Annotated in this window: 20 protein-coding genes; 8 read left to right on the top strand and 12 right to left on the bottom strand. The window is 69.3% G+C overall.

What is annotated here, in order from left to right; genetic code table 11:
* Positions 1–7: 7 nt before the first annotated feature.
* The 12 genes from V5F61_RS15570 to V5F61_RS15515 all read right to left on the bottom strand — a co-directional run bounded on the left by V5F61_RS15570 (position 8) and on the right by V5F61_RS15515 (position 15,047).
* A complete protein-coding gene (locus V5F61_RS15570) occupies positions 8–607 on the bottom strand; it encodes a CMD domain protein (protein WP_393989624.1) in 600 nt (199 codons plus the stop codon).
* 30 nt (positions 608–637) lie between these two features.
* Positions 638–1,672 (bottom strand): putative FMN-dependent luciferase-like monooxygenase, encoded by a 1,035-nt coding sequence (locus V5F61_RS15565; RefSeq protein WP_393989625.1) that lies wholly within the window; start codon positions 1,670–1,672, stop codon positions 638–640.
* Positions 1,669–3,321 (bottom strand): dipeptide ABC transporter ATP-binding protein, encoded by a 1,653-nt coding sequence (locus tag V5F61_RS15560; RefSeq protein WP_393989626.1) that lies wholly within the window; start codon positions 3,319–3,321, stop codon positions 1,669–1,671. The genes V5F61_RS15565 and V5F61_RS15560 overlap by 4 nt, the downstream gene beginning before the upstream one ends.
* Complete coding sequence (locus V5F61_RS15555; RefSeq protein WP_393989627.1) at positions 3,318–4,229, bottom strand: ABC transporter permease; 912 nt, start codon at positions 4,227–4,229, stop codon at positions 3,318–3,320. Before V5F61_RS15555 ends, V5F61_RS15560 begins: the two co-directional genes overlap by 4 nt.
* Entirely contained in the window at positions 4,226–5,170 is a 945-nt protein-coding gene (locus V5F61_RS15550; RefSeq protein WP_393989628.1) for an ABC transporter permease, read from the bottom strand. The genes V5F61_RS15555 and V5F61_RS15550 overlap by 4 nt, the downstream gene beginning before the upstream one ends.
* A gap of 63 nt (positions 5,171–5,233) precedes the next feature.
* Complete coding sequence (locus V5F61_RS15545; protein WP_393989629.1) at positions 5,234–6,865, bottom strand: TIGR04028 family ABC transporter substrate-binding protein; 1,632 nt, start codon at positions 6,863–6,865, stop codon at positions 5,234–5,236.
* Between the two features lie 445 nt (positions 6,866–7,310).
* Entirely contained in the window at positions 7,311–8,027 is a 717-nt protein-coding gene (locus tag V5F61_RS15540; RefSeq protein ID WP_393989630.1) for an enoyl-CoA hydratase/isomerase family protein, read from the bottom strand.
* Positions 8,024–9,328 carry an LLM class flavin-dependent oxidoreductase gene (locus V5F61_RS15535; RefSeq protein WP_393989631.1) on the bottom strand — a complete coding sequence of 435 codons (1,305 nt, stop codon included), beginning with the start codon at positions 9,326–9,328 and terminating at the stop codon, positions 8,024–8,026. Before V5F61_RS15535 ends, V5F61_RS15540 begins: the two co-directional genes overlap by 4 nt.
* Positions 9,325–10,509, bottom strand: a complete 1,185-nt coding sequence (locus tag V5F61_RS15530; RefSeq protein ID WP_393989632.1) for an LLM class flavin-dependent oxidoreductase — start codon at positions 10,507–10,509, stop codon at positions 9,325–9,327. The genes V5F61_RS15535 and V5F61_RS15530 overlap by 4 nt, the downstream gene beginning before the upstream one ends.
* Before the next feature lie 175 nt (positions 10,510–10,684).
* On the bottom strand, positions 10,685–11,602 hold the full coding sequence (locus V5F61_RS15525; RefSeq protein ID WP_393989633.1) for a LysR substrate-binding domain-containing protein: 918 nt from the start codon (positions 11,600–11,602) through the stop codon (positions 10,685–10,687).
* Between the two features lie 142 nt (positions 11,603–11,744).
* Positions 11,745–13,232: an aldehyde dehydrogenase gene (locus V5F61_RS15520; protein ID WP_393989634.1), complete on the bottom strand. Its 1,488-nt coding sequence runs from the start codon at positions 13,230–13,232 to the stop codon at positions 11,745–11,747.
* A 15-nt stretch (positions 13,233–13,247) separates the two neighbouring features.
* Positions 13,248–15,047, bottom strand: a complete 1,800-nt coding sequence (locus V5F61_RS15515) for a thiamine pyrophosphate-binding protein (RefSeq protein ID WP_393989635.1) — start codon at positions 15,045–15,047, stop codon at positions 13,248–13,250.
* A gap of 193 nt (positions 15,048–15,240) precedes the next feature.
* Between V5F61_RS15515 and V5F61_RS15510 the strand changes: the two genes are divergently transcribed.
* Genes V5F61_RS15510 through V5F61_RS15475 form a run of 8 tightly spaced genes read left to right on the top strand, consistent with a single transcriptional unit; the run spans position 15,241 to position 21,935 of the window.
* On the top strand, positions 15,241–16,158 hold the full coding sequence (locus V5F61_RS15510; RefSeq protein ID WP_393989636.1) for a dihydrodipicolinate synthase family protein: 918 nt from the start codon (positions 15,241–15,243) through the stop codon (positions 16,156–16,158).
* Positions 16,151–16,591 carry a GlcG/HbpS family heme-binding protein gene (locus tag V5F61_RS15505; protein ID WP_393989637.1) on the top strand — a complete coding sequence of 147 codons (441 nt, stop codon included), beginning with the start codon at positions 16,151–16,153 and terminating at the stop codon, positions 16,589–16,591. Before V5F61_RS15510 ends, V5F61_RS15505 begins: the two co-directional genes overlap by 8 nt.
* On the top strand, positions 16,588–17,439 hold the full coding sequence (locus V5F61_RS15500; RefSeq protein WP_394104053.1) for an ABC transporter ATP-binding protein: 852 nt from the start codon (positions 16,588–16,590) through the stop codon (positions 17,437–17,439). Before V5F61_RS15505 ends, V5F61_RS15500 begins: the two co-directional genes overlap by 4 nt.
* Positions 17,436–18,218 carry an ABC transporter permease gene (locus V5F61_RS15495; protein WP_393989639.1) on the top strand — a complete coding sequence of 261 codons (783 nt, stop codon included), beginning with the start codon at positions 17,436–17,438 and terminating at the stop codon, positions 18,216–18,218. Before V5F61_RS15500 ends, V5F61_RS15495 begins: the two co-directional genes overlap by 4 nt.
* Before the next feature lie 59 nt (positions 18,219–18,277).
* Positions 18,278–19,318, top strand: coding sequence for an ABC transporter substrate-binding protein (locus V5F61_RS15490; protein ID WP_393989640.1), 1,041 nt, complete (start codon positions 18,278–18,280; stop codon positions 19,316–19,318).
* Entirely contained in the window at positions 19,315–20,340 is a 1,026-nt protein-coding gene (locus V5F61_RS15485) for an ABC transporter substrate-binding protein (protein ID WP_393989641.1), read from the top strand. Before V5F61_RS15490 ends, V5F61_RS15485 begins: the two co-directional genes overlap by 4 nt.
* 6 nt (positions 20,341–20,346) lie before the next feature.
* Positions 20,347–21,138: an ABC transporter permease gene (locus tag V5F61_RS15480; protein WP_393989642.1), complete on the top strand. Its 792-nt coding sequence runs from the start codon at positions 20,347–20,349 to the stop codon at positions 21,136–21,138.
* Complete coding sequence (locus V5F61_RS15475; RefSeq protein WP_393989643.1) at positions 21,135–21,935, top strand: ABC transporter ATP-binding protein; 801 nt, start codon at positions 21,135–21,137, stop codon at positions 21,933–21,935. Before V5F61_RS15480 ends, V5F61_RS15475 begins: the two co-directional genes overlap by 4 nt.
* The last annotated feature ends 43 nt before the right edge of the window (positions 21,936–21,978 follow it).

The following is a 21,978-nucleotide window of genomic DNA, read 5'->3' as shown; positions in this document are numbered from 1 at the left end:
ACTCCCGTCAAGCCTCCGCCAGCACCTTGAGGCCGGCGGCGACGCGGATCTGGAAGGCGAGGAAGGAGACGAGCTGGGACAGCGTCACCACACCGGTGGTGCTCCAGCCGGCGGCGAGGAGCCGGCCGAGGTGCCCGGGCCGCGCGTCGCGGGGATGGAAGACGAGCAGATGTGCATGGGCGAGCGCCGCCGCGAGACGCGGGCCGAGCGCGGCCGCCACATCGGCGGAAAGCACGAGCTCCGGCCCCGGCTGGTCCTCCGCGGAAAGCGGCCCGGCCGGATAGCGGCCATAGGGGCCGCGCGCCGCCCCGGCCTCCGCCGCGCGCTGCACCGCCGGGAGAAGCGCGGCGCCTCCGGAAGCGTCCCGAAGATGGCCGGCATGGAGGGCGGCAAGGTCCGTCGCGTTATGGAGCGTGGCGACGAACACCGCCACGGCATGGCGCTCGGCGAGGCTCACGTCGGCGGTGGATGCCGGCACGAACAGCGCGAGGTGGCTCTTCTGGGCTTCGTCCCGCGTCACGGGCCGGCGGGCGCGCAGGGCGTCGCGGGCATCGCCGGGGCGGATGCCCGCGAGGGTGTCGATGATGTCGGGGTGCTGCTGGGTCATGGTTCTCAGGTTCCGTCCTGGTCCCGCGGCCTATTGGGCGGCGGCGAGATGGCCGTCATCGGCGCGGGTCCAGCCGAGGGCGGGCGCCACATGTTCCGCGGTCAGGGTCATGGACCGCAGGATGTCGCGATGCGGCGGATCGATGGAATGCACCTGGAAGACGATGTCGGTGGCCCGCGCGAGGGCGGTGTCGGCCTTCAGGGAGGCGATCACGTCGTCCGGCGTCCCCACGTGGCTGTCGAGGGTGCGGATGAGGTCGTGCACCCCGTTGCTCGGGAAACGGTGGCCGGCGGCGGCGAAGCGCTGCGCCGCCCGGGAGAGCCCCGCTTCGGCAAGGCGCAGCGCCGTGTCGCGATCCTCCGCCACGAACAGGCTGCGCGAGCCGAGGATGCGCGGCGCCCGCCCGGAGGGCAGCGCGGCGAGATAGGCGTCGATGATGGGGTTCTGGATGTCCCAAAGCGTGGCGTTCGGCGCCTCCGCCGGCCGGGGCTGGGTGCGCGAGAGCATCAGCCCGTCGCCGCTTTCCCCCGCGAGCCGGGCGCCGAGGGGGGAGAAGGTGGCGAGCCAGGTGCGGTCCAGCAGGCCCGGCGCGGGGGGATAGAGGGTATTGGCGGAGAACAGCGGACGCCCGGCCCAGGCATCCCGCACGATCTTGAGATTGGCGCCGTAGGCCTCGCCGCGCCGATCGCTCGCGATGCCAAAGGCCTCGAAGGATTCCCGCGTCCCGCCGGTGCCGAAGCCCACCTCCAGCCGGCCGCCCGACAGAAGGTCGAGCACCGCCGTATCCTCGGCGACCCGGATGGCGTTTTCCATGGGCAGGGTGATGACCCCCGTGCCGAGACGGATGGCGCGGGTCCGCGCCGCCACATGGGCGAGGAACACGGCCGGCGACGGCAGGGCGCCTTCGTCGGGATGGAAGTGATGCTGGGCGATCCAGGCGCTGTCGTAGCCCAGCGCCTCGGCGTGGGCGATCTGCTCGGCGGCGAGACGGTAGCGCTCCCCCGCGTCGCCCTCGTCGAGCAGGCGGGTGAAGAAGCCGAGGCGCTTCCGGGGCGTTTGTGTCATGTCGTGGTTTCCGCAAGTGGAGCGAGGGGGCTGGCGGGCCGCGGAAACGCCTTTCCGGGAATGGCGTCGATCAGCTCGCGCGTATAGTCGCTGGATGGGTGCTCGAAGACGTCTTCCACCCGTCCGTGATCCACCTGGCGGCCGTTGTGGAGCACGGACACGGTGTCGGCGATCTGCCGCACCACCGCCAGATCGTGGGACACGAAAAGATATGTGAGGCCGAGGTCGCGCTGCAGCTCGTCGAGCAGGTCGAGGATCTGCGCCTGGACCGTCACGTCGAGGGCGGAGACCGCCTCGTCCAGCACCACCACGCTCGGCTCCAGGATGAGCGCGCGGGCGATGGCGACCCGCTGGCGCTGGCCGCCGGACAAAGCGTGCGGCCGGCGCTCGAGCACGGCGCGCGGCAGGCCGACGCGCTCGATCAGCGCCTCCACCCGCGTCGCGCGCTCCGCCTTGGACAGCGGGTCGAAGTTGAGCAGCGGCTCCTCCACCACCGCGCGGATGGTCTGGCGCGGGTCGAGGGAGCCGAACGGGTTCTGGTAGACGAGCTGCACGGTGCGGCGGAACTGGCGCAGCGCCTCGCCGCGCAGGCCCTTGAGCGCCCGCCCCTCCACCTCGATCCGGCCGCCGGAGGGCGGGTTGAAGCCGGCCACGGCGCGGATGGTGGTGGTCTTGCCCGAGCCACTCTCGCCGACGATGGCATGGGTGGTGCCCCGCGCCACCGCGAACGAGACGCCGTCCACGGCGCGGAAGCGCCCGCGCCCCGGCAGGTGGAAGTCGTGGACCAGCCCCTCCACCCGCACCGCCGCTTCGGCGTCGGCCGGCACGGGGCGGCGGGGCCGCGCGGGCTTGAGCGCCGGAGCGTCGGACAGGAGCTTGCGGGTATAGGGGCTCTGGGGCGCGGCGAGCACTGCCCGCGTCGCGCCCCGCTCCTGGATGCCGCCGTTCTGCATCACGATGAGCCGGTCGGCGCGGTCGGCGGCGACCCCGAGATCGTGGGTCACCAGCAGCACCGCGGTGCCGTGGAGGCGCCGCAGCTCGTCGATGAGGTCGAGGATGCGCCGCTGAACCGTCACGTCGAGGGCCGATGTGGGCTCGTCGGCGATGATCAGCGCCGGCTCCAGCGCGATGGCGATGGCGATGAGCACGCGCTGCTTCATGCCGCCGGACAGCTCGTGGGGATACTGCCGCGCGCGCAGTTCCGGCTCGCTGAGGCCCACATGGCGCAGCAGCTCCACGACCCGCCCGCGCGCGGCCCGGCCCGAAGCCCGGCCGTGCACCTTCAGGATCTCGGCCACCTGATCGCCGATGGTCATCACCGGATCGAGCGAACTGGTCGGGTCCTGCGGCACCAGGCTCACCACCGCGCCGCGCACGGTGTCGAGCCTCCCCTGGCTCCAGCCGGCGATCTCGGCGCCGCCGAGCCGCACCTTGCCCGCCTCGATCCGCCCGGTGCCGGGCAGAAGGCCGATGATGGCCTGGGCGGTGGTGGTCTTGCCAGACCCGCTCTCTCCCACCAGCGCCACCACCTCGCCGGGGGCGACCTGGAACGACACGTCGTGCACGACGCGGGTGCGCTCCACGCCCTCGCCATAGGCGACGCAGAGGCCGGCGACCTCGAGCACCGGCGCGGGCGCGGCGGCGCTCATGGCGCGCTCCTTCCGATGGACCGGCCGATGCGGTTGGCCGAGAGCACCACCGCGACCACCACTAGGCCGGGCACCGCCGTGAGCCACCAAGCGGTGGCGATGTAGTTGCGGCCCTCGGCGATCAGCAGGCCCCATTCCGGCGTCGGCGGCGGCGCGGCGTAGCCGAGGAAGCCGAGGGTGGAGATCTGCAGGATGGCCCAGCCGAACTGGAGCGCGGTGAAGGCCACCACGGAGGTCAGCGAATTCGGCAGGATGTGCCGCCGGAGCACCGCCAGGAAGGTGCCGCCGGACCCGAAGGCCGCCTCCACGAATTCGGCGCGGCGCACCCGCACCACCTCCGCGCGCATCAGCCGGGCGAAGCTGGCGATGGCGGTGATGCCCACCGCGATCGCCGCGTTGAGCGTGCCGAAGCCCAGGAGAATGATGATGCTGAGGGACAGGAGCAGCGTCGGGATGGACAGGAGTACGTCCACGAGCCGCATCACCGCATCGTCCACCCAACCGCCCACGGAGCCTGCGACGAGACCCAGCGCCGTGCCGGTGACGAGGCCGACGGCGACCGCCGCCAGCGCGCCGGAGAGCGAGTGCACGGCCCCATAGACGATGCGGGCGTAAAGGTCGCGGCCGAGGGCATCCGTGCCGAGAAGATGGTCCGGCCCCGGCGGCCTGAGCTGCCCGCCGGGCACGCCCGTCAGGGGGTCGTAGGCGGTGAAAAGGCCCGGCGCTACGGCCCACAGGGCCACCAGGGCGAGCACCAGCCACGCCAGCACCAGCCCCGGCGCGACCCGGCGCAGGCGGTGGGGGAAGCGGGCGCGCCCGGGGGCGGCGCCGGCATCGGCGAACGCGAAGGCCGCCCCGGCGTCCTGCTCGCCGGAGGTGCTCTCGAAGGCCGTCTCGATGCTGGTCATGGCTTGGCCCCGCTGGCGGCGCGCAGGCGCGGATCGAGGAAGGGATAGGCGAGATCGACGGCGAGGTTGATGAGGACGAAGGCGGTGGCCGAGACCATCACCACGGCCTGGAGCACCGCAAGGTCCTGGTTGCTCACGGCCTGTTCGGTGAGGCTGCCGAGGCCGGGCAGGCCGAACACCGTCTCTGTCACCACCGCACCGGCCAGAAGCTCGCCGAACAGGACGCCGGCGATGGTCACCACCGGCAGCACCGCGTTGCGTGCCACGTGGCGCCACAGCACCCGCGCGCGCGACGCCCCCTTGGCGCGCGCCACCGCCACGAAGGGGCGGGTCTGGATCTCCTCGATGTTGCGGATGAGGATCTGGGCGAGCGGCGCGCAGATGGGCACCGCCAGCGTCATCACCGGAAGAACGAGACTCTCGAAGGGCCCCGGCGCGATCACCGACACCAGCTTCAGCCGGAAGGAGAAAATCTGGATCAGCATGATGCCGAGCCAGAAGGCGGGAATGGACACGAACAGCGACGGCGCCGCCTGCACCAGATTGCGCAGGACCGCGAAGGGCGCGAACGAGGACACGACTGCCACCAGAACCGCGAGCCCCGCCGCCGCGAGGAAGCCCAGGCTGGCGAGGGTGAGCGTCGCCGGCAGGTTGGCGGCCAGCAGCGCCGAGACCGGGACGCCCGCCTGGAGCGAGTAGCCGAGCTGTCCCCGGAAGACGTTCTGCACCGTGTTCAGGTATTGCGCCACGAGGGGCACATCGGCGGCGTAGGAGCTGCGGATCTCGGCGATCTGCGCCGGGCTGAGGCCGTATTCGGGATTGAGGAACTTGATGAGCACCGCGTCGCCCGGCATGGCCTGGAGCAGCACGAAGGACAGCGTGAAGGCGGCCCACAGCACCAGCACCGCCTGGGCGATGCGCGACAGAACGTATCTTGCCACGGGGTTTCTCCCCTCCACTCGCCGGTCCGGCGCCGCGATCCGGGGGACCGCGGCGCCCGCGCCCTATTTCTTCTCCAGCCACACGTCGTAGAAGCTCGGCCGCCCGACCGCCTCGAAGGCGACGCCCTTCACATAAGGGGCGCCAGCGAATGCCTGCGGCTCCTCGAAGATCGGGATGGCGTAGGCCTGATCGAGAACATAGGCCTGGGCCTCGCCCACCAGCTTCAGGCGCTTCTCGCGATCGGGCTCGGAGGCGATGGCGTCAAGCAGGGCGTTGAGCCTGTCGTCCACGAAGGACTGCACCTTGGCGCTGCCGCCGCCCTTCTGGCGCAGCACGTCGCGGTTCTTCGGGTAATACTGGCTCTTGATCACGTCCGGGTCGGCGCGCCCCACCATGGCGGGCGTCACGGGCGTCTTCTGCGGATCGAGGTCGTCGAGAGCGCGACTGCCGGAATCGCCGGCGAGCACGTTGAGCTTCACCCCCACCTTGGCCCATTGCTGGGCCACCAGCTGGAGCATGGCCTTGTTCTGCGGCTGGGGCAGGGATTCGTAGGCGGTCAGCTCCAGGCGCCTGCCGTCCTTCTCGCGGATGCCGTCCGGTCCGGGCGTGTAGCCCGCCTCGTCCAGCAGGGCTTTCGCCTTGTCCAGGTCGAAGCCCAGCTTGTCCGACTGGTCCACATAGCCGATGGCATCGTGGGCGATGATGGAGGTCGCCGCCGGATAGTTCCGGGAATAGAGCGTGGAGAGGATCTCCTTCCGGTTGGTGGCGAGCGAGAGCGCCTTGCGCACCCTCACGTCCGCCACCAGCGGGTTGTCGGGGCGGAAGACGATGGAATTGTTCTGCCCGCGGGTGCTCGGCGCATAGATCGCGAAACCCTTGGCCTCCACCTGGGGCTCATCATAGGCCTGCACCTGGCGAATGAAGTCCGCCTGGCCGGCGAGCAGCGCGCCGATGCGCACGCTGTCCTCCCCGGTGATGACGAACTTGATGCCGTCGAGATGGGCGCGGCCCTGGTGGGGCAGCTTGGCCGGGCCCCAATTGTAGTCGGGGCGGGCCTTCAGGTTCAGCTCCTTGCCGAGCCGCTCGCTCACCACCACGAACGGGCCGGAGCCGATGATCCTGGTGGCGTCGCCGAGCTGATCGAAGGGCAGGTCCAGCACCTTGGGCGACACGAGGCCCGAGCCGATCACCGAGGTGCCCTGCAGGAAGCCGGGCGAAGGCTTGCTGAAGTAGAACTTCACCGTCAGCGGGTCGATGACCTCGCTGCGCTCGTAATTGTTGACCACCTCGGAGACCGGCTGCTTCAGCGCCTTGTTGCCGAGGCCGAAGGCATCGAAATTCCTGGCCACCGCGGCGGCGTCGAGGGGGGTGCCGTCGGAGAAGGTCACGCCGGGCCGGATCTTGAAGGTATATTCCGTGGCGTCCGCATTCACCGTCCAGGATTCCGCGATCCAGGGCTCGATCTCGAGCGTCCTGGGATTCTGGTAGGTGAGCTTGTCGGTGATCTGGTTCAGCACGCCGCCATTGGGATAGAAGCCGCCCGCCGGCGGGTAGAGATTGGTGTGCGCCTGCTGCTCCAGATAGATCAGCGTGCCCCCCTTGAGCGGCTCCCCGGCCTGCGCGCGCGCGGCTGCGAAACCTCCGGCCGCCAGGGCGGCGACGCCGAATGCGGCCAACCAGCGATGTGTCCTCATAACCATGTCCTTCGGGTGCGGATCTGGCTGAGGTTAGTCCCGTACGGCCAATATGCAAATTAAATAGATTGATTAGGTATATTTATGTAGGCAACCTGTGGAGAGGTCGGTTCCCCGGCGGCAACCTTCCGGGGCTTCCCATGGCGCTGACGGCAGACAGCGGAAGCCCCCCCGCCGACCGCCAGAAACACCGCGGCGACATTTCCGGTGCTCGTCGCAGACGCCCAAGCTCCGCGGATGGAGCGGGCGCGGCCGGCCGCCCGAGGCTGAATTCGCAGCGGGGGCTCAAGAGCCATCGCGAAGGGAGCCGGGCGTCGCCGCGGATCAATGCCGAGCGGCCTTCACCCGCCACGCAGCTCGGCTGCCGGCCCCCGCTACCTTGTCGGTTCACCTTCACATCGTTTCGATGCTCGATGCCGAAAGGCGCAGGGGCGGACGGAACAATTCAGCTCACGGGCAATACGGGCTTGCCGGCGGCGATCCACTCGGCGAGGCGGTCGGCGGCTCTCTCGCCGAGGGCCGGCTGAGGATAGCCCGGCAGTTCTCTGGCGAAATCGACGATCAGGCTGAGCGCCGCGGCGTTGTTGGCCTTCACCTGCTCGACGAGGGCCTGCCCCTCTTCCTTCAGCGCCGCTTTGGGAACCACGCGGCTCACGAGGCCGATGCGCTGGGCTTCCAATGCCCCCACCTCTCGGCCGGTTATCACCAGCTCCAGCGCCGTGCGCGGTGCGATGAAGTGGGGAAGGTAAGCCTCCACGATCAGCGGCGCGAGGCCATGGCGGATCTCGTCGAAGCCGAAGATGGCATCAGCCGCGGCAAGCGAGATGGTGGCATGGAGCGACACGCCCGAGCCGAAGCCCAGAGCCCGCCCGTTCACGAGGGCGATGCTCACCCCGGGAAAAGCGCGCAGCGCAGCATTGGCCTTGAGGATCAGGCCCAGGTTGTCGCGCCGGGGGATGTCGGTGCGCACCTCCTTCTGGTCGCGGCCGAGGGTGAAATCTTCGCCCTCGGCGTCGATGACCAGTACATTCGCGCCGCTCGCCTTGGCCGCTTCCAGGGCCGCGATGAAGTCGAGCATGAGCTGGTAGGTGAAGCGATTGTGCGTCTCGGGCGTGTTGAAGGTAATCCGGGCGACGCCGTCCGCTGCGTTGTATTCGATCATTGAAGGCCCTCCAGGCCCAGGTTGGAGCGCAGGGTGGTGCCGGTGAAATCGGTGCGGAACACACCGCGTTTCTGCAGGATCGGCACGACGGTGTCGACGAAGTCGCCAAGGCTCGATGGAAGGGTATCGATCATCAGGTTGAACCCGTCCGCGGCCTTGGCGCGGTACCATTCCTCGATCTTGTCGGCCACCTGCTCGGGGGTGCCCACCACCTGGATGTGGCCGCCGCCGTTCTCGTAGACGATCTGGCGCACCGTCAGGTGCTTCTGCCGGGCGAGTTCCACGGCAGCGGAGCGGAAGCCCTCGGAGGCGCGAAAGCCGGCATTGGCCGCCACGAGATCGAGGGGCAGGGGCTTGTCGAGATCGAGGTCGCCGACCTTCACGCCCACCCGCAGCGCCAGCTTGCGCAGCTCGGCATCGCCGGCCAGTGCGTCGAGCTCGTCCTTGCGGCGCCGCGCCTCCTCGACGGTGGAGCCGAGCACGGGCACGATGCCGGGCAGGATCTTGATGGCGTCGGGCGCGCGACCGAAGGACACGGCGCGCGCCTTCATGTCGGCATAATAGGCCTGAGCGCTTTCGGTGGTGGAATGCACGGTGAACACCGCATCCGCCACCCGCGCCGCCAGCCGCCGCCCTTCCTCGGAGCTGCCGGCCTGGAACAGGATGGGCCGGCCCTGAGGCGAGCGCGGCAGGGTGAGCGGGCCGCGCACGGTGTAGTAGCGGCCCTTGTGGTCGATGGGAGCCACCTTGCTCCGATCAACGAAGCGGCCATGGGCCTTGTCGCCGATGAGGGCGCCGTCCTTCCAGCTGTCCCAGAGGGCGAGCACGACATCGACGAACTCCTCGGCCCGCTCGTAGCGCTCCGGCCCGGGCGGCAGGAGCTGGTCGCCGAAGTTCGCCGCGACGTCGGGCACGAAGGTGGTGACGATGTTCCAGGCCGCGCGCCCGCCGGAGATATGGTCGAGGGAGGAGGTGCGCCGGGCGAGATTGTAGGGCTCGTTGTAGGTGGTCGAGGCGGTGGCCACGAGGCCCACATGCGTGGTGGCTGCGGCAACGGCGGAGAGCGTCACCGCCGGGTCGAGCGCACCGAGGTTGGGGCGCTCGAAATTCTCCTCGGCCACCGCGAGCGTATCCGCCAGGAACACGGCATGCAGTTTGCCGCGCTCGGCGATACGGCCGATCTCCTGGTAATAGGAGATGTCGAGATAATCGAACGGCGAGCCCTCGCGCTTGCGCCAGCCGCCGAGATGCATGCCGAGGCCGAGGACCGCGACATTGAGAATGAGGCCGGGCGCGCTCATGACGCCACCACCTTGTTGCGCAGGCCCTTCTTTTCAAGAATCGGCAAGACGTTCTCGACGAAGAAGTCGAGCTCCGGATCGTAGTCGTAGAAGCCGATCTGAATGCCGTCGAAGCCGGCGGCATGGAGGCGCTCGATGTCGTCCGCCACGCTCTGCGGGTCGCCGACGATCTGCAGGTGGCCGCCCAGCACCCGGTCCGCGGGCACATGCTGCGGCCAGCCCTGGGCGTCGCCCCCGTTGTGGCGGGCGGTGTAGGCGACGATGGAGGCCTTGTCCGCCTGCGCCACGATGGCGTCGCGATAGGCATAGGCCTCCTCGCGGGTCTCGCGGCAGATGATGAGCGGAAAGATGATGATCTTGCCGCTCCGCCCGGTCTTCGCATAGGCGGCGCGGATGCGGGCGGTGTGGGCAGGCAGCACCTTGATGGCGTTCTCGAACACGGCACCGCCTGGGCTCGAGGTGAAGACCACATCGGCATGGTGCGCGGCGAAATTGAAGCCGGCATCCGAGGCACAGGCCGAGACCAGGATCGGCCGCCCGTAATTGGGCCGCGGCGACACGTAGGCGCCATCGAGCTGGTAGAAGCGGCCTTCGCGGGTCACGTTGTCGGCGCCGTCCCACAGCTCCTCCATGATGGAGGTGAACTCGTCCGCCTGCTCATAGCGGGCGTCGTGGTCGATGCGCTGCATGCCGAACATGCGCGGCTCGTGGGCGTCGTAGCCGGTGATGATGTTGAGGCCCGAGCGGCCTCCGGTGATGTGGTCGGCGGTGGCCGCGAAGCGGGCGAGGTAGAGCGGGTGCAGGTTGCCGTAGAGCACATGCACCGTGGACAGGCTGATGATGGAAGTCGTCGCCGCCCCGAGCGCCACCGTGGTGATGAAGGGGTCGAGGAAGTTCTCGCGGTAATGCGTCTCGCCGCCGAAGCCGCCCTTTGGCAGCCATTGCTGCAGGGAGAATACGAAGTCGAAGCCATGGGACTCCGCCTTCAGGGTCAGCGCCTTGTTGTAGTCGAAATCCCAGCGCGTGCCGCGCGGGTAGGTGGATTGGGAGTAGCCGCCGGTCTGGGTGGGCAGGAACAGGCCGAGCATCAGCGGCTGGCGCGCGGCGCGGGCGAGCGGGCTATCCGCGAAGTCGAGGGGGCCTGCGTAGAATCGAGGTGAGAGATTTGGTGTGAGGGTCATGGGCTTCGATTTTGCTGCTGGACGGGGCTGACTTCGTTCTCCGCCCCGCTGAGCGGGGCGGAGAAATTCTCACGCAGCATGCCTCCTCGGAGCCCGAAAATGACGCTGGTCCATAGGTCATAGCCGCTATGTCCATGGCGGCAACGCGGGGCCGGAAATGCCCTCCGGGGTGTTCTCAGCAGGTGGTCGCGCCGTGCCCCGCGCGCTGGGCGTACTCGCGGATTTCGGTGCGGATCACCCCCGCCAGCTCCCGGGTCGCCGAGGTGAGCGGGCGGTGCCGCGCGAACACCATGGAGAAGATGCTGTCGATGCCGGGCGTGATGGGTGCCGCGAACCCCTGCTCCAGAGCGCTGTCCTCGGCATAGGCGCCGCACGGCAGCAGCGCGAAGGCGGCGCCGGCGCGGCACAGGGCCTTGATGGTGGCGAGATTGTCCACCTCGTAGGTGATGGAGAGGCGGACCCCGGCGCGCTGCGCCTGATGCTCGATGGCGCGCCTCAGGCCGTGGTGGCGGCTGGTGAGGATGAGGGGCAGGCGGGACAATTCCTGGAGCGGCACCTCGCCGAGGTCGGCGACGCCATGCTCCTGGGCCAGCGCCCGCGAGCCGAACAGGCAGGTCTTCTCGCAGAGGATCGGCTCGCCGCTGAGCTCATGCGAGCGGCCGGCATCGTAGATGATGCCGATGTCGATCCGCCCGTTCAGCAGCCATTCGTGGATGACGCCGCTGTTGCCGCCGGTGATGTGCACCGCGATTTCCGGGTAAGTCTCGCGAAAGCGCATCAGAAGCTGGGGCGCGAAGGTGGCGCCCAGGAACTGCACCACGCCCAGGGAGACACGCCCGCGCGGGTGCGCCCGCTCGTCCTGCACGCGCTGGCGCAGGTCGGACATATCATTGATATAGCGATTGGAAATATCCAGCAGGTCGTCTCCGACCTCGGTGAGCTTCACCCCGCGGCCGGTGCGGAAGAACAGGCGCGCGCCGATCTCGTCCTCCAGCTGCTTGACCTGGCGGCTGAGGGAGGGCTGATCGGCGCCGAGCACAGCCGCGGCGCCCGAGAAGCTCCCGCTTCGGGCGATCTCGACGAACAGCTGCAACTGCCGGATGTTCAATGGCTCCCCGCTATGTCCCAGTTGAAATGACAGGCCACCGCATATGTCCGAACGATGATGTGTGCAGCGGCCTCATATTGTCAATAAATACGATTGATTTAATGAAAATTAGACGGATCAAAGCCCTTCACCCGAGCTTGAAGGGGTCGCGCGCGGCGCCGGACAGCTCCACATAGACCGACTTCGGCTCGGTGAACTCGTTGACGGCATGAACGCCGTTTTCCCGGCCGAGACCGCTTTCGCCAAAGCCGCCGAACGGCGCCGTGTATGACACCACGCGATAGGCGTTGATCCAGACCGTGCCCGCCCGCAGGCGATGCGCCACCCGGTGCGCGCGGGCGACGTCCCGCGTCCACACCGCCGCGGCGAGGCCGAAGCGGGTGTCGTTGGCGATGCGCACCGCCTCCTCCTCGTTCTTGAACGTGAGGATGCTGAGCACGGGGCCGAACACCTCCTCGCGGGCGATCCGCATGTCGTTGGTCACGCCGGTGAAGATCGTGGGCTCCACGAACAGCCCGCCGAGCACCGAGGGCTTGCCGCCGATGGCGAGGCTTGCCCCATCGGCGCGGGCGATATCGAGATAGTCCAGCACCTTGCGGTATTGCGGCGGGTTCGCCACCGGCCCCATCTCGGTGTCCGGGTCTTCCGGATCGCCGAGGCGGATGGCGCGCGTGCGTTCCACCAGCTGTTCCACCAGCCGCTGGTGCACGCTCTCCTGCACCAGGAGCCGGGAGCCGGCCATGCAGGTCTGGCCGGTGGCGCCGAAGATGCCGGCGACGGCGCCATTGGCCGCCAGATCGAGATCGGCGTCCTCGAACACGATGTTGGGCGACTTGCCACCCAGCTCAAGGGATACGCGGGTGAGGTTCTGCGCCGCCTCGGCGGCGATGCGTTTGCCGGTGGAGGTCGCGCCGGTGAACGCCACCTTGTCGATGCCGGGGTGGCGCACCAGGGCGGCGCCGGTCTCGGCCTGGCCGGTGACCACGTTGAACACGCCGTCCGGGAAGCCCGCCTCGGCGATGCGCTTCGCCAGTTCCAGGGTCGAGACCGGCGTGTGCTCGGAAGGCTTCACCACGAAGGTGCAGCCCGCGGCGAGCCCGGCCGCCAGCTTGTAGGCGAGCAGCAGCGCCGGCGAGTTCCAGGGCGTGATGGCCGCGACCACGCCGAGCGGCTCGCGCCGGGTGTAGATGAAGAAGTTCGGCCGGTCGGAGGGCGCCACCTCGCCGGTGATCTTGTCCGCGAGCCCGGCGAAGAACAGGAAGTGGTTGGGCAGGTCCCGCCATTGGCCGATCAGCTCGCGGTAGAGCTTGCCGTTGTCCTTCAGCTCGATGCGCGCGAGTTCCTCGGCGTCGCGGGCGATGATGTCGGCCAGCCGGCGCAGCAGCGCCGCCCGCTGGACGCCGGTCAGGCGCGGCCACGGACCGTCCTCGAATGCGGCCCGCGCCGCCTTGACCGCGCGGTCCACTTCCTCTGCGTCGGCATCGCCCACCACCGCCCATGGGGTGCCGGTGTAGGGATTGACGCTCTCGAAATTGCGCCGGGCGGGGACCTCGGCGCCGGCGATGTAGAGGCCGTAAGCCGGAAGCCCGGATTCAATGGTGGCGGGACGGGTCATGATGGCTCCCCTCGTTCAGCCGTTGGCCGGCGGAATGGCTGCGGCGGGCGTGGCCGCTTTGCCGGCGAACGCCGCAGAAACACCGGCGCCGTAGGCGGGCACGACGCGCGCGTCGATCACCACCGGCGCGCCGGACCGCGCGATCTCCACCGCCTGCTTCACCGCCACGGCCAGCTCTCCGGCGGTCGAAACGGGGCCGATGGCCTCCACGCCCTGCGCGCGCGCCAAAGCGGCGATATCCACGTCCGGCCCGGCGATCCTCTGGCCGATCCACTTGTTTTCCACCGGCCGGCCGCGCTGCACGGCGACGCGCTCCTGGTGCACCTCATCGTTGAAGAAGGAGCGGTTGTTGGCGATGACCGCGATCAGCGGGATGCGATAGCGCGAGGCGGTCCACAGCGCGCTGGCGGACATGAGCAGGTCGCCGTCTCCCAGCACCGCCACCGCCAGCCGGCCGGAGCCCTCCAGGCCGAGCGCCGCGCCGATGAGCATGCCGGGGCCGGAGCCGATGCCGCCGCCGCCGTCATAGCCCAGGAAGTCCAGCGGATGGCGGAAATGCCATTCATCCCCGCTCCAGCCGAGGGGCAGGCGCACCAGGCTCACGCATTCGCCTTCCAGCCCTTCTCCGAGCGCCGCCGCCAGCCGGCGGATGTCGAGCTCAGCCGAGGCCTCCGCGCGAGCGACGGCGGGCTGCGTGGGCGCGTCCACCGGCGCGGTGCCGGCCGCCACGCCCAACGCATCGGCGATGGCATGCACCGCCAAATCCGGCTGGCTGGCAATGTGGATATCCGCCGGCGGCAGCCCCTGATGCTCCATGCCCCAGCCGTTGTGGAGCTGGTGATCGAGGGACACCTGAATGATCTTTCCCCCTGCGCTCTTCCCGAGCTTCAGGGTGCCGGAAAGATCGAGCCAATCGAGGCTGAGGATCACGTCGGCCGCCTTCAACGCGTCGGCGGCGACGGGATCGAGGAACATGGCGGGCCGGCCCACATGCAGCGGATGATCGGTGGGAAACGCCGCGCCGACGCGGATGTCGGTGATGACGCGGGCGCCGAGATGCTCCGCCAGCGCCACCCGGCGCGCCCAATCCACCGGGCTGCGCGAGGTGCGCCCGGCGAGGATGACGATCTTCTCCGCGTCCGCCAGCAGCTGGGCGGCCTCCGCCACGGCGTCAGCCGGCGGGGCGGCGGGGCGCGGCGGCTGGAAGCGCTTCAGGTCCGGCGCGGGGGGCGCCTCCTCCACGCGGCGCTCCTGCAGGCCGACATCGAAATTCACATAGACCGGCCCGTGCGGGGCGGTGCGCGTGATCCGGTCGGCCCGCACCAGGGCCTCCACCGCCGCCTCTATGGAGGCGGGCTGGTCGTCCCACTTGATGTAGTGGCGGATGAGCGCGCCCTGGTCGCGGCAGGTGTGCAGCCAGTCGATCCAGGGGCGGCGGGCGGCGGCATCGACCGGGCCGGTGGCGCCCAGCAGCAGCAGCGGCACGCGATCGCACCAGGCGTTGAACACCGCCATGGTCGCGTGCATCAGCCCGACGTTGGAATGCACGATGGCGGCGAGCGGCTCGCCCGTCACCTTGGCGTAGCCGTGGGCGATCGCCACCGCATGCTCTTCGTGCAGGCACAGGAGCATCTGCGGCGAGGTGTTGCCGAGATGATTGACGATGCTGTCGTGCAGGCCGCGGAAACTGGAGCCGGGGGTGAGCGCGGCATAGCGCACGCCGAGGCGGCGCAACGTGTCCGCTATGACATCGCTGCCCCATACCCCGTTGGCTCCGCTCGCAACCGGACGCTCGATAACGCTGACAATACCCACCTTGATCGCCCTTCGCTCGGGTCATGCGGTGCGCAGCGTTCCATAGCGGTTTTGCCAACGCCAATGCGTCCGGCGACATAGCGGCTATGATAAAATGATAAATTTTATAGATTTTGTATAGTGTGATTTACCCTAGCGTCCCGACACGAAAGGCGCGCTTCGCGCACCCCTCGGGCGCTGTGAGGTCGATACGATGATTTCCGGGACGATCGTTCCCCCGCTGACGCCGTTCACGGCGGACCTGAAGGTGGACACCAAGGCCCTGCGCAGGGGCGTCGACTACGTGGTCGAGCGCTGCCGCGCTTCCATGGTCATTGCCGCCGGCGTCGAGGCGCAGGAATACCAGTACCTCACCTTCGAGGAACGCAAGAAGCTCATCCGCGCCACGGTGGAATATGTGGACGGCCGGCGCCCGGTGGCGGTCGGCATCTCGCACCCGTCCTTCAAGGTCGCGATCTCCCTTGCCCACCATGCCGAGAGCCTGGGCGCCAGCGCGCTGCAGCTTCTGGCCCCGCTGAAGCCCACAGGCGGCGCGCCCACCACGGCGGAGCTGGTGCGCTATTTCGAGCTGGTGGCGAAGGAAACGAGCCTTCCCATCATGCTTTACCTCAATGCCGGCCCGGGAGCGGATGTCTCCATCCCCGCCACCATCGAGCTTTCGAAGCTCGATCGGGTGAAGTTCATCAAGGAAAGCTCCCGCGACCTCTCCCGCGTCTCGCGCCTCATCGCCGAGATCGAGCTGGCGGGCCATGCCCGCTACTTCACCACCATGCAGATGCTGCTGATCACCCTGCAGCTTGGCGGTTCGGGCATCACCCTGCCGCCGCCCGCCGCGGAGATCGCCCGGCTGGCGATCGACGCCTATGAGGCCGGCGATACGGCCGGGGCCATCGCCTTCCAGAAGCAGTTCGCCACCTTCCCCAACCACTGGATGAGCAACGGCCTCGCTGCGGTGATGAAGGCGGCTTCCAACTGGCTCGGCGTGCCGGCGGGGGCGCCCTATCCGCCCTATGCCCCGGTCTCCGGCGCCGACCTCGACGCCCTCCACGCCTATCTCTCCACCACGGCCCTGGCCACGCCGGGCGCCGTCCGCGAGCCCGCTCATGCTTGACATCAAACGCCTGTCCGACGCCGAAGCCGCCATTCTCGTGGAAGGGGCGGTGCGCTCTTCCCTGGCGCTGGCCATCCCCATGTGCATCGCCGTCGCCGACGAGAGCGGCAACCTGATCGCCTTCAAGCGCATGGACGGCGGCAAGATCTCCTCGATCTCGATCGCCATCGACAAGGCCTTCACCGCCGCCGCCGCCGCCCGCAAGGGCACCCACGTCTACAATCAGCTGTGCCAGCCCGGTCAGCCCACCTTCGGCATCCACATCACCAATGGCGGTCGCTTCTCGATCATCGGTGGTGGTCTGCCGGTGGTGGTGGACGGGACCATCGTCGGCGGCGTGGGCATTTCCTCCGGCACGGCCGGCGAGGACCAGGTGGTGGCGCAGGCCGCGCTCGACCATTTCTACGCCGCCACTGGGTTCAAGGCGGAATGACCGTGACGGTGGACACCGGCGCTCTCAGCGCCGTCGCGGCCGCGCCGGTGTCCGCCGCCGCGGAGATCCGTGGCCTCGGATTCAGCGTCGTCGCCCGGCGCGGCAGGCGCAGCGAAATCCTGTCGGGCGTCGACCTCACTCTGGCCGATGGCGAGTTCGTGGCCATCGTCGGCCCCAGCGGCTGCGGCAAGAGCACCCTGCTCAATTTCATCGCCGGCTTCCTGAAGCCCACCTCCGGCAGCGTGCGCGTGTTCGGTGCCACGCCGGGCGGCACGTCGGCGGAACACAGCGTGGGCTACATGTTCCAGACCCATGCCCTGCTGCCGTGGCGCTCGGTGCTGCGCAACGTGGAGCTGGGGCTGGAGGTGGCCGGCGTCGGCCGGGCCGAGCGCCGGGCACGGGCGCAGGAGATGCTGGCGCAGGTGGGCCTGTCCGCCTACGGCCAGCATTATCCGTCCGAGCTTTCCGGCGGCATGCGCCAGCGCGCCGCGCTCGCCCGCACCCTGGTGGCCGATCCGCGGCTGCTGCTGATGGACGAGCCCTTCGGCGCCCTCGATGCCCAGACCCGGCTGGTCGTCCATGAGCTGTTCCTGCGCGCGTGGGAGGCGGAGAGCGCGGCGAAGCGCAAGTCGGTTCTGTTCGTCACCCACGACCTCGCCGAGGCCATCGCGCTCGCCGACCGGGTGCTGGTAATGGGCGCGCGGCCGGGCCGGATCGTCGCCGAGTACGAGGTCGGGCTGCCCCGTCCGCGCGATGTGCAGAAGCTCCACAACCATCCGCGCTTCAATCAGCTGCTGGACCGCATCTGGGAGCATCTGCGGAGCGGCGCGGCGGAGGCGACGCAATGAGCGCCCTCAGCGCCCGGGCGCCGCGCGGCGCCATCTTCCTGCTGCAGGCGGTCATGCTGGCGACGGTGCTGGCCCTGTGGGAGGGGCTCGCCCGCGTGGGGGCCATCGATCCGTTCTGGGTGTCCAGTCCGAGCCGCCTCGCGGAGGCCTTCCTCGCCTCCCTGCGCTCCGGCGAAATCGTGCGCCATCTCGGCGTGACCGGCGGCGAGGCCCTCGCCGGGCTGGCCGTGGGCGCGCTGGTCGGCATCGCGCTCGGACTGCTGCTGGGCGTGAGCCGCCTCGTGGGCGCGGCGCTGGAGCCATTCGTCATCGCCCTCAACGCGCTGCCGCGCGTGGCCCTCGCGCCGCTCATCATCATGTTCGTGGGCATCGGCTTCGCGTCGAAGTTCCTGCTGGCGGTCTCGCTGGTGGTGGTGCCGATGATGATCAACACCTACGAGGGCATCCGGAGCGTCGATCCGGCTCTGGTGAAGGTGATGCAGGTCTACCGCGCCAGCCGGGCGCAGATCTTCCTCAAGGTGTTGCTGCCCAATTGCGTGCCATGGCTGTTTTCCGGCCTGCGCGTCTCCATCTCGTTCGCCATCATCGGCGCCATCGTCGGCGAGCTGATCTCGGCGCGGGCCGGCATCGGCTACATGATCGATCGCGCCGCCGGCGACTTCAACGTGACGGGCATGCTGATGCCGCTCGTCGTCCTGATGCTGGCCGCCTTCAGCCTGGATCGCCTGGTGCTCGCCCTGTCCAACGCTCTGCTGCGCTGGCGCGAGGCTGCCCACTGAGATCGTCCCGAAACCCCCACCGACGCCGCGTCGGACATCCCCATCGAGGAGAGCGCAACGTGAAGCATCCGTCCCATTCCCTCTCACGCCGGCTGGCGCTGGCGGCCGTCCTCGCCGCCAGTCTCGCCGCCGGTCTTTCCGCGGGCGTCGCGCAGGCGGCTGAGAAGGTGGCCATCGGCATCTCCAACCGCTCGCTGCTCGGCCTGCCGGTGGTGGTGGCGAAGGAGCGCGGCTTCTTCGCCGACGAGGGCCTCGATGCCCAGATCGACTATTTCGCTGGGGGCACCCCGTCCACCGCGGCGCTCATCGGCGGATCGGTGCAGTTCATCACCGCTGCCTTCGAGAACAACATCAAGGCGGTGAAGAATGGCCAGAAGCTGGTCTCGGTGCTGAACCTGCAGACCGATTTCGCCGGCGCGCTGATCGTGCGCAAGGATGCGATCCCGAAGGTCGCGGGCAAGCCCACCGTGGCCGATCTCAAGGGCCTCAGGATCGGCACCCTGGCGCGTGGCGGCTTCGCCGACGTCTCCACCCGCTACATTCTCAACGATGCCGGCCTCGATCCGGAGAAGGACGTGACGCTGGTGCCCATCCGCGGCGCCGATCGCCAGCTTACCGCCGGCGAAGCCGGGGAAATCGACGCGGCCTTCGTCATGGAGCCGTGGTCGGTGATCGCGGTCGAGACGTCCAAGAAGTGGGCGTTCGTGATCGACATCACCGCCGGCGAGGGGCCGCAGGTGTTCCAGGGCCTCGGCTACATCACGCTGCAGACCACCCGCGACTTCGTGGAGAAGAACCGCCCGACGGTGGAGAGGGTGGTGCGCGCGCTGGTGAGGGCGCAGCATTTCATCGTCGATCCCGCCAACATCGACGCGGTGGCGCAGATCGCCGATCGCGAATACGGCGGCTCCGGCCTCGACGTAGTGAAACTCTCCCTCGCCCGGCAGGCGCATTCCTTCTCGCCGATCCTGACGCCGCAGAACGTGGCCAAGACCTCGGAGCTGCTGATCAAGAGCAACTCGATTCCGGCGCCCGCCCCGACCTTCGAGGAGGTGGTGGACGTCTCCTTCGCCCCGCTGTGGAAGCCGGCCGGAAAATGAGCCAGCCCCTCGCCATCACGCCTCATCGGTGGTCCCTCGCCATGCGCCTCCTGCCCCGTTCCCTGTTCCGCACATCGCTGGCGGTGGCGGCCCTCCTCGGGTCGCTCACCGCCGCGTCCGCCGAGACCAGGGAGGCGCCCGCCGCGGTGCCTCTCACCTACGGCTACATCTCGTCCACGGCCTATTATTGGGACGTGTTCGCCGCCATCTCCCTCGGCTTCGCCAAGGAAGAGGGGCTCGACATCAAGCCGGTGCGCATCGACAGCGCCAGCCAGGCCATCCAGACCCTGCTGACAGGTGCGGTGGACATCGTCTCCGTGCCGGCCGAGCTGGTCATCGCCGCCGGCGAAAAGGGCGGCGACGTCAAGGCGATCGGCACCGAGACGCGGCGCACCTCCTTCTCCCTCGTCGCCCAGGGCGACATCCGCAGCTACAAGGACCTGAAGGGCAAGGCCATTGCCGTCACCCAGCTCAACGAGGCGGCGGCGACCATGGTGCGCCTGCTGCTGAAGAAGAACGGGCTGGAGGCGGACGACTACCAGCTCGTCGCCCTCGGCGCGACGCCCAACCGCTTCGCCGCGCTCCAGAACGGCGCCGTCGCGGCGGCGTTGCTCTCCCAGCCCATCGACTTCAAGGCGGTGGCGGAGGGCAAGGTGAAGCTCGGCGACACCGCCGATGCCTTCACCGGCCCCTACATCGTGTTCGCGGCCACCGGCGCCTGGCTGAAGGCGCAGCCGGACACCGCCGCCCGCTTCCTGCGCGCGGCCCGGCGCGGCGCGCAGTGGCTCTATGATCCGAACAACAAGGAGCGGGCCGTCGACATCCTCGTGAAGGCCATCAAGTCGACCCCCGAGGATGCCGCCAAGACCTACGACTTCTACTTCGGGCCAGACCGGGTGATCTCGCCCGATCTCGCGCTCACGGCGGCGGACCTCGCGCCCTATCTCGACATCCGCAGGAGCACCGATGATCCGGCGCGCTATGTGGATCTCAAATCGCTCGAGGCCGCGGGAAAGCCGTGATCCGACATGGCTGAAAGACGCATGTCGCGGGCGCAGCGCTGCCGGCTTGCGCGGAGCGCCGCCTCGGTGGTGGGCGGGCTGCTGCTGTGGGAGCTGGTCGGGCGGTTCGTGATCACCAACCCCATCCTGTTCGCGCCCCTTTCCAAGGTACTCGCGGTCGGCTGGACGCTGACCGCGAGCGGCGAGCTCGCAAGCCACCTGGCCGTGAGCATGACGGAGTTCGCCGGGGGCTTCGCCCTCGCCGCCGTGGTGGGGGTGGCGTTCGGCCTGCTCATGGCGGTGAGCCGGCTTGCCCGCGATCTCCTCGATCCCTGGGTCTCGCTCTTCTATTCGAGCCCGCTGGTGGCGCTGATGCCGCTGCTCATCGTGGTGTTCGGGCTCGGTTACGGCTCGAAGATCGCCATCGTCTTCATCGTCTCGGTGTTCCCCATCCTGCTGTCCACCTATTCCGGTGTCGCCACCATCGATCGCCACCTCGTGGACGTGGGCCTCGCCTTCAATGCGAGCCGGCTCCAGCGCTTCACCAAGATCCTGCTGCCGGCGGCCTTGCCGGCGGTGGTGGTGGGGCTGCGCCTGGGCATCGGCCGGGGGCTCACCGGGGTGGTGGTCGGCGAGCTGTTTGCCGCCAATGGCGGCGTGGGTTTCCTGATCGCCACCGCCGGCCAGAGCTTCGACACGCCCGTGGTGCTGTTCGGCGTGCTGGTGTTCTCGCTCGTCGGCCTCTGCCTCACCGAGGCCCTGCACGCCGTGGAGCAGCGCATCGCGCCGTGGCGGGCCACCGTGGGAGAGCTGAAATGACCGCCGCCGCGCTCGAGACCATCGGCCTCTCCAAGAGCTTCGAGGGGCGCGGTGACCGCCTGCGGCTGGTGCTTGCCGACATCTCCCTCACCATCGCGCCCGGCGAGTTCGTCTGCGTGGTGGGCGCCAGCGGCTGCGGCAAGACCACCTTCCTGCGTCTCGTGGCGGGCCTGGCCCAGCCGGATGGCGGCGAGATCCGCGTCGGCGGCCGCCGGGTCGCCGGGCCCGGCTCCGACCGGGGCCTCGTGTTCCAGAATGACAGCCTGCTGCCGTGGCGGCGCGTCATCGACAATGTGGTGTTCGGCCTGGAGGTGCAGGGCCTGCCGCGGAAGGAGGCCCTCGCGCGCGCCGAGGCGCTGATCGCGCTCGTGGGCCTCTCGGATGCCGCCGAGCTGTTTCCGCACGAACTCTCCGGCGGCATGCGGCAGAGGGTGAACCTCGCCCGCGCGCTCGCCATCGATCCCGACCTGCTGCTCATGGACGAGCCGTTCGCCGCGCTCGATGCCCAGACCCGCGAGATCATGCAGCGCCAGCTGCTCAAGATCTGGTCCACCCAGCGCAAGACCGTGCTGTTCATCACCCACCAGATCGACGAGGCGATCTTTCTCGCCGATCGGGTGCTGGTGTTCGGCGCAAGGCCCGGCCGGGTGGTGGCGGACATCCCCATTTCCTTCGCGCGGCCGAGGGCGCTGCCGCTGAAGCGCACGCCCGAATTCCTCGCCCTCACCGACCACATCTGGAGCCTCATCGAGGCTGAGGCGGTCCGCGCCGCCAGCACCGTCGGCGAGGGACCGTGACGGCGAAGCGCCGGGCGGCCGCATGGAGGCGACGCGAGGAGAA

Origin of the sequence: Xanthobacter sediminis (assembly GCF_043195015.1) — a bacterium.
Taxonomy (GTDB): domain Bacteria; phylum Pseudomonadota; class Alphaproteobacteria; order Rhizobiales; family Xanthobacteraceae; genus Xanthobacter.
This window is presented reverse-complemented; position numbering and strand designations above follow the sequence as displayed.

Coding starts and splice junctions, on each gene's coding strand:
- V5F61_RS15570 (WP_393989624.1), bottom strand. CDS start 607: ATGACCCAGCAGCACCCCGACATCATCGACACCCTCGCGGGCATCCGC.
- V5F61_RS15565 (WP_393989625.1), bottom strand. CDS start 1,672: ATGACACAAACGCCCCGGAAGCGCCTCGGCTTCTTCACCCGCCTGCTC.
- V5F61_RS15560 (WP_393989626.1), bottom strand. CDS start 3,321: ATGAGCGCCGCCGCGCCCGCGCCGGTGCTCGAGGTCGCCGGCCTCTGC.
- V5F61_RS15555 (WP_393989627.1), bottom strand. CDS start 4,229: ATGACCAGCATCGAGACGGCCTTCGAGAGCACCTCCGGCGAGCAGGAC.
- V5F61_RS15545 (WP_393989629.1), bottom strand. CDS start 6,865: ATGAGGACACATCGCTGGTTGGCCGCATTCGGCGTCGCCGCCCTGGCG.
- V5F61_RS15540 (WP_393989630.1), bottom strand. CDS start 8,027: ATGATCGAATACAACGCAGCGGACGGCGTCGCCCGGATTACCTTCAAC.
- V5F61_RS15535 (WP_393989631.1), bottom strand. CDS start 9,328: ATGAGCGCGCCCGGCCTCATTCTCAATGTCGCGGTCCTCGGCCTCGGC.
- V5F61_RS15530 (WP_393989632.1), bottom strand. CDS start 10,509: ATGACCCTCACACCAAATCTCTCACCTCGATTCTACGCAGGCCCCCTC.
- V5F61_RS15520 (WP_393989634.1), bottom strand. CDS start 13,232: ATGACCCGTCCCGCCACCATTGAATCCGGGCTTCCGGCTTACGGCCTC.
- V5F61_RS15510 (WP_393989636.1), top strand. CDS start 15,241: ATGATTTCCGGGACGATCGTTCCCCCGCTGACGCCGTTCACGGCGGAC.
- V5F61_RS15505 (WP_393989637.1), top strand. CDS start 16,151: ATGCTTGACATCAAACGCCTGTCCGACGCCGAAGCCGCCATTCTCGTG.
- V5F61_RS15500 (WP_394104053.1), top strand. CDS start 16,588: ATGACCGTGACGGTGGACACCGGCGCTCTCAGCGCCGTCGCGGCCGCG.
- V5F61_RS15495 (WP_393989639.1), top strand. CDS start 17,436: ATGAGCGCCCTCAGCGCCCGGGCGCCGCGCGGCGCCATCTTCCTGCTG.
- V5F61_RS15485 (WP_393989641.1), top strand. CDS start 19,315: ATGAGCCAGCCCCTCGCCATCACGCCTCATCGGTGGTCCCTCGCCATG.
- V5F61_RS15480 (WP_393989642.1), top strand. CDS start 20,347: ATGGCTGAAAGACGCATGTCGCGGGCGCAGCGCTGCCGGCTTGCGCGG.
- V5F61_RS15475 (WP_393989643.1), top strand. CDS start 21,135: ATGACCGCCGCCGCGCTCGAGACCATCGGCCTCTCCAAGAGCTTCGAG.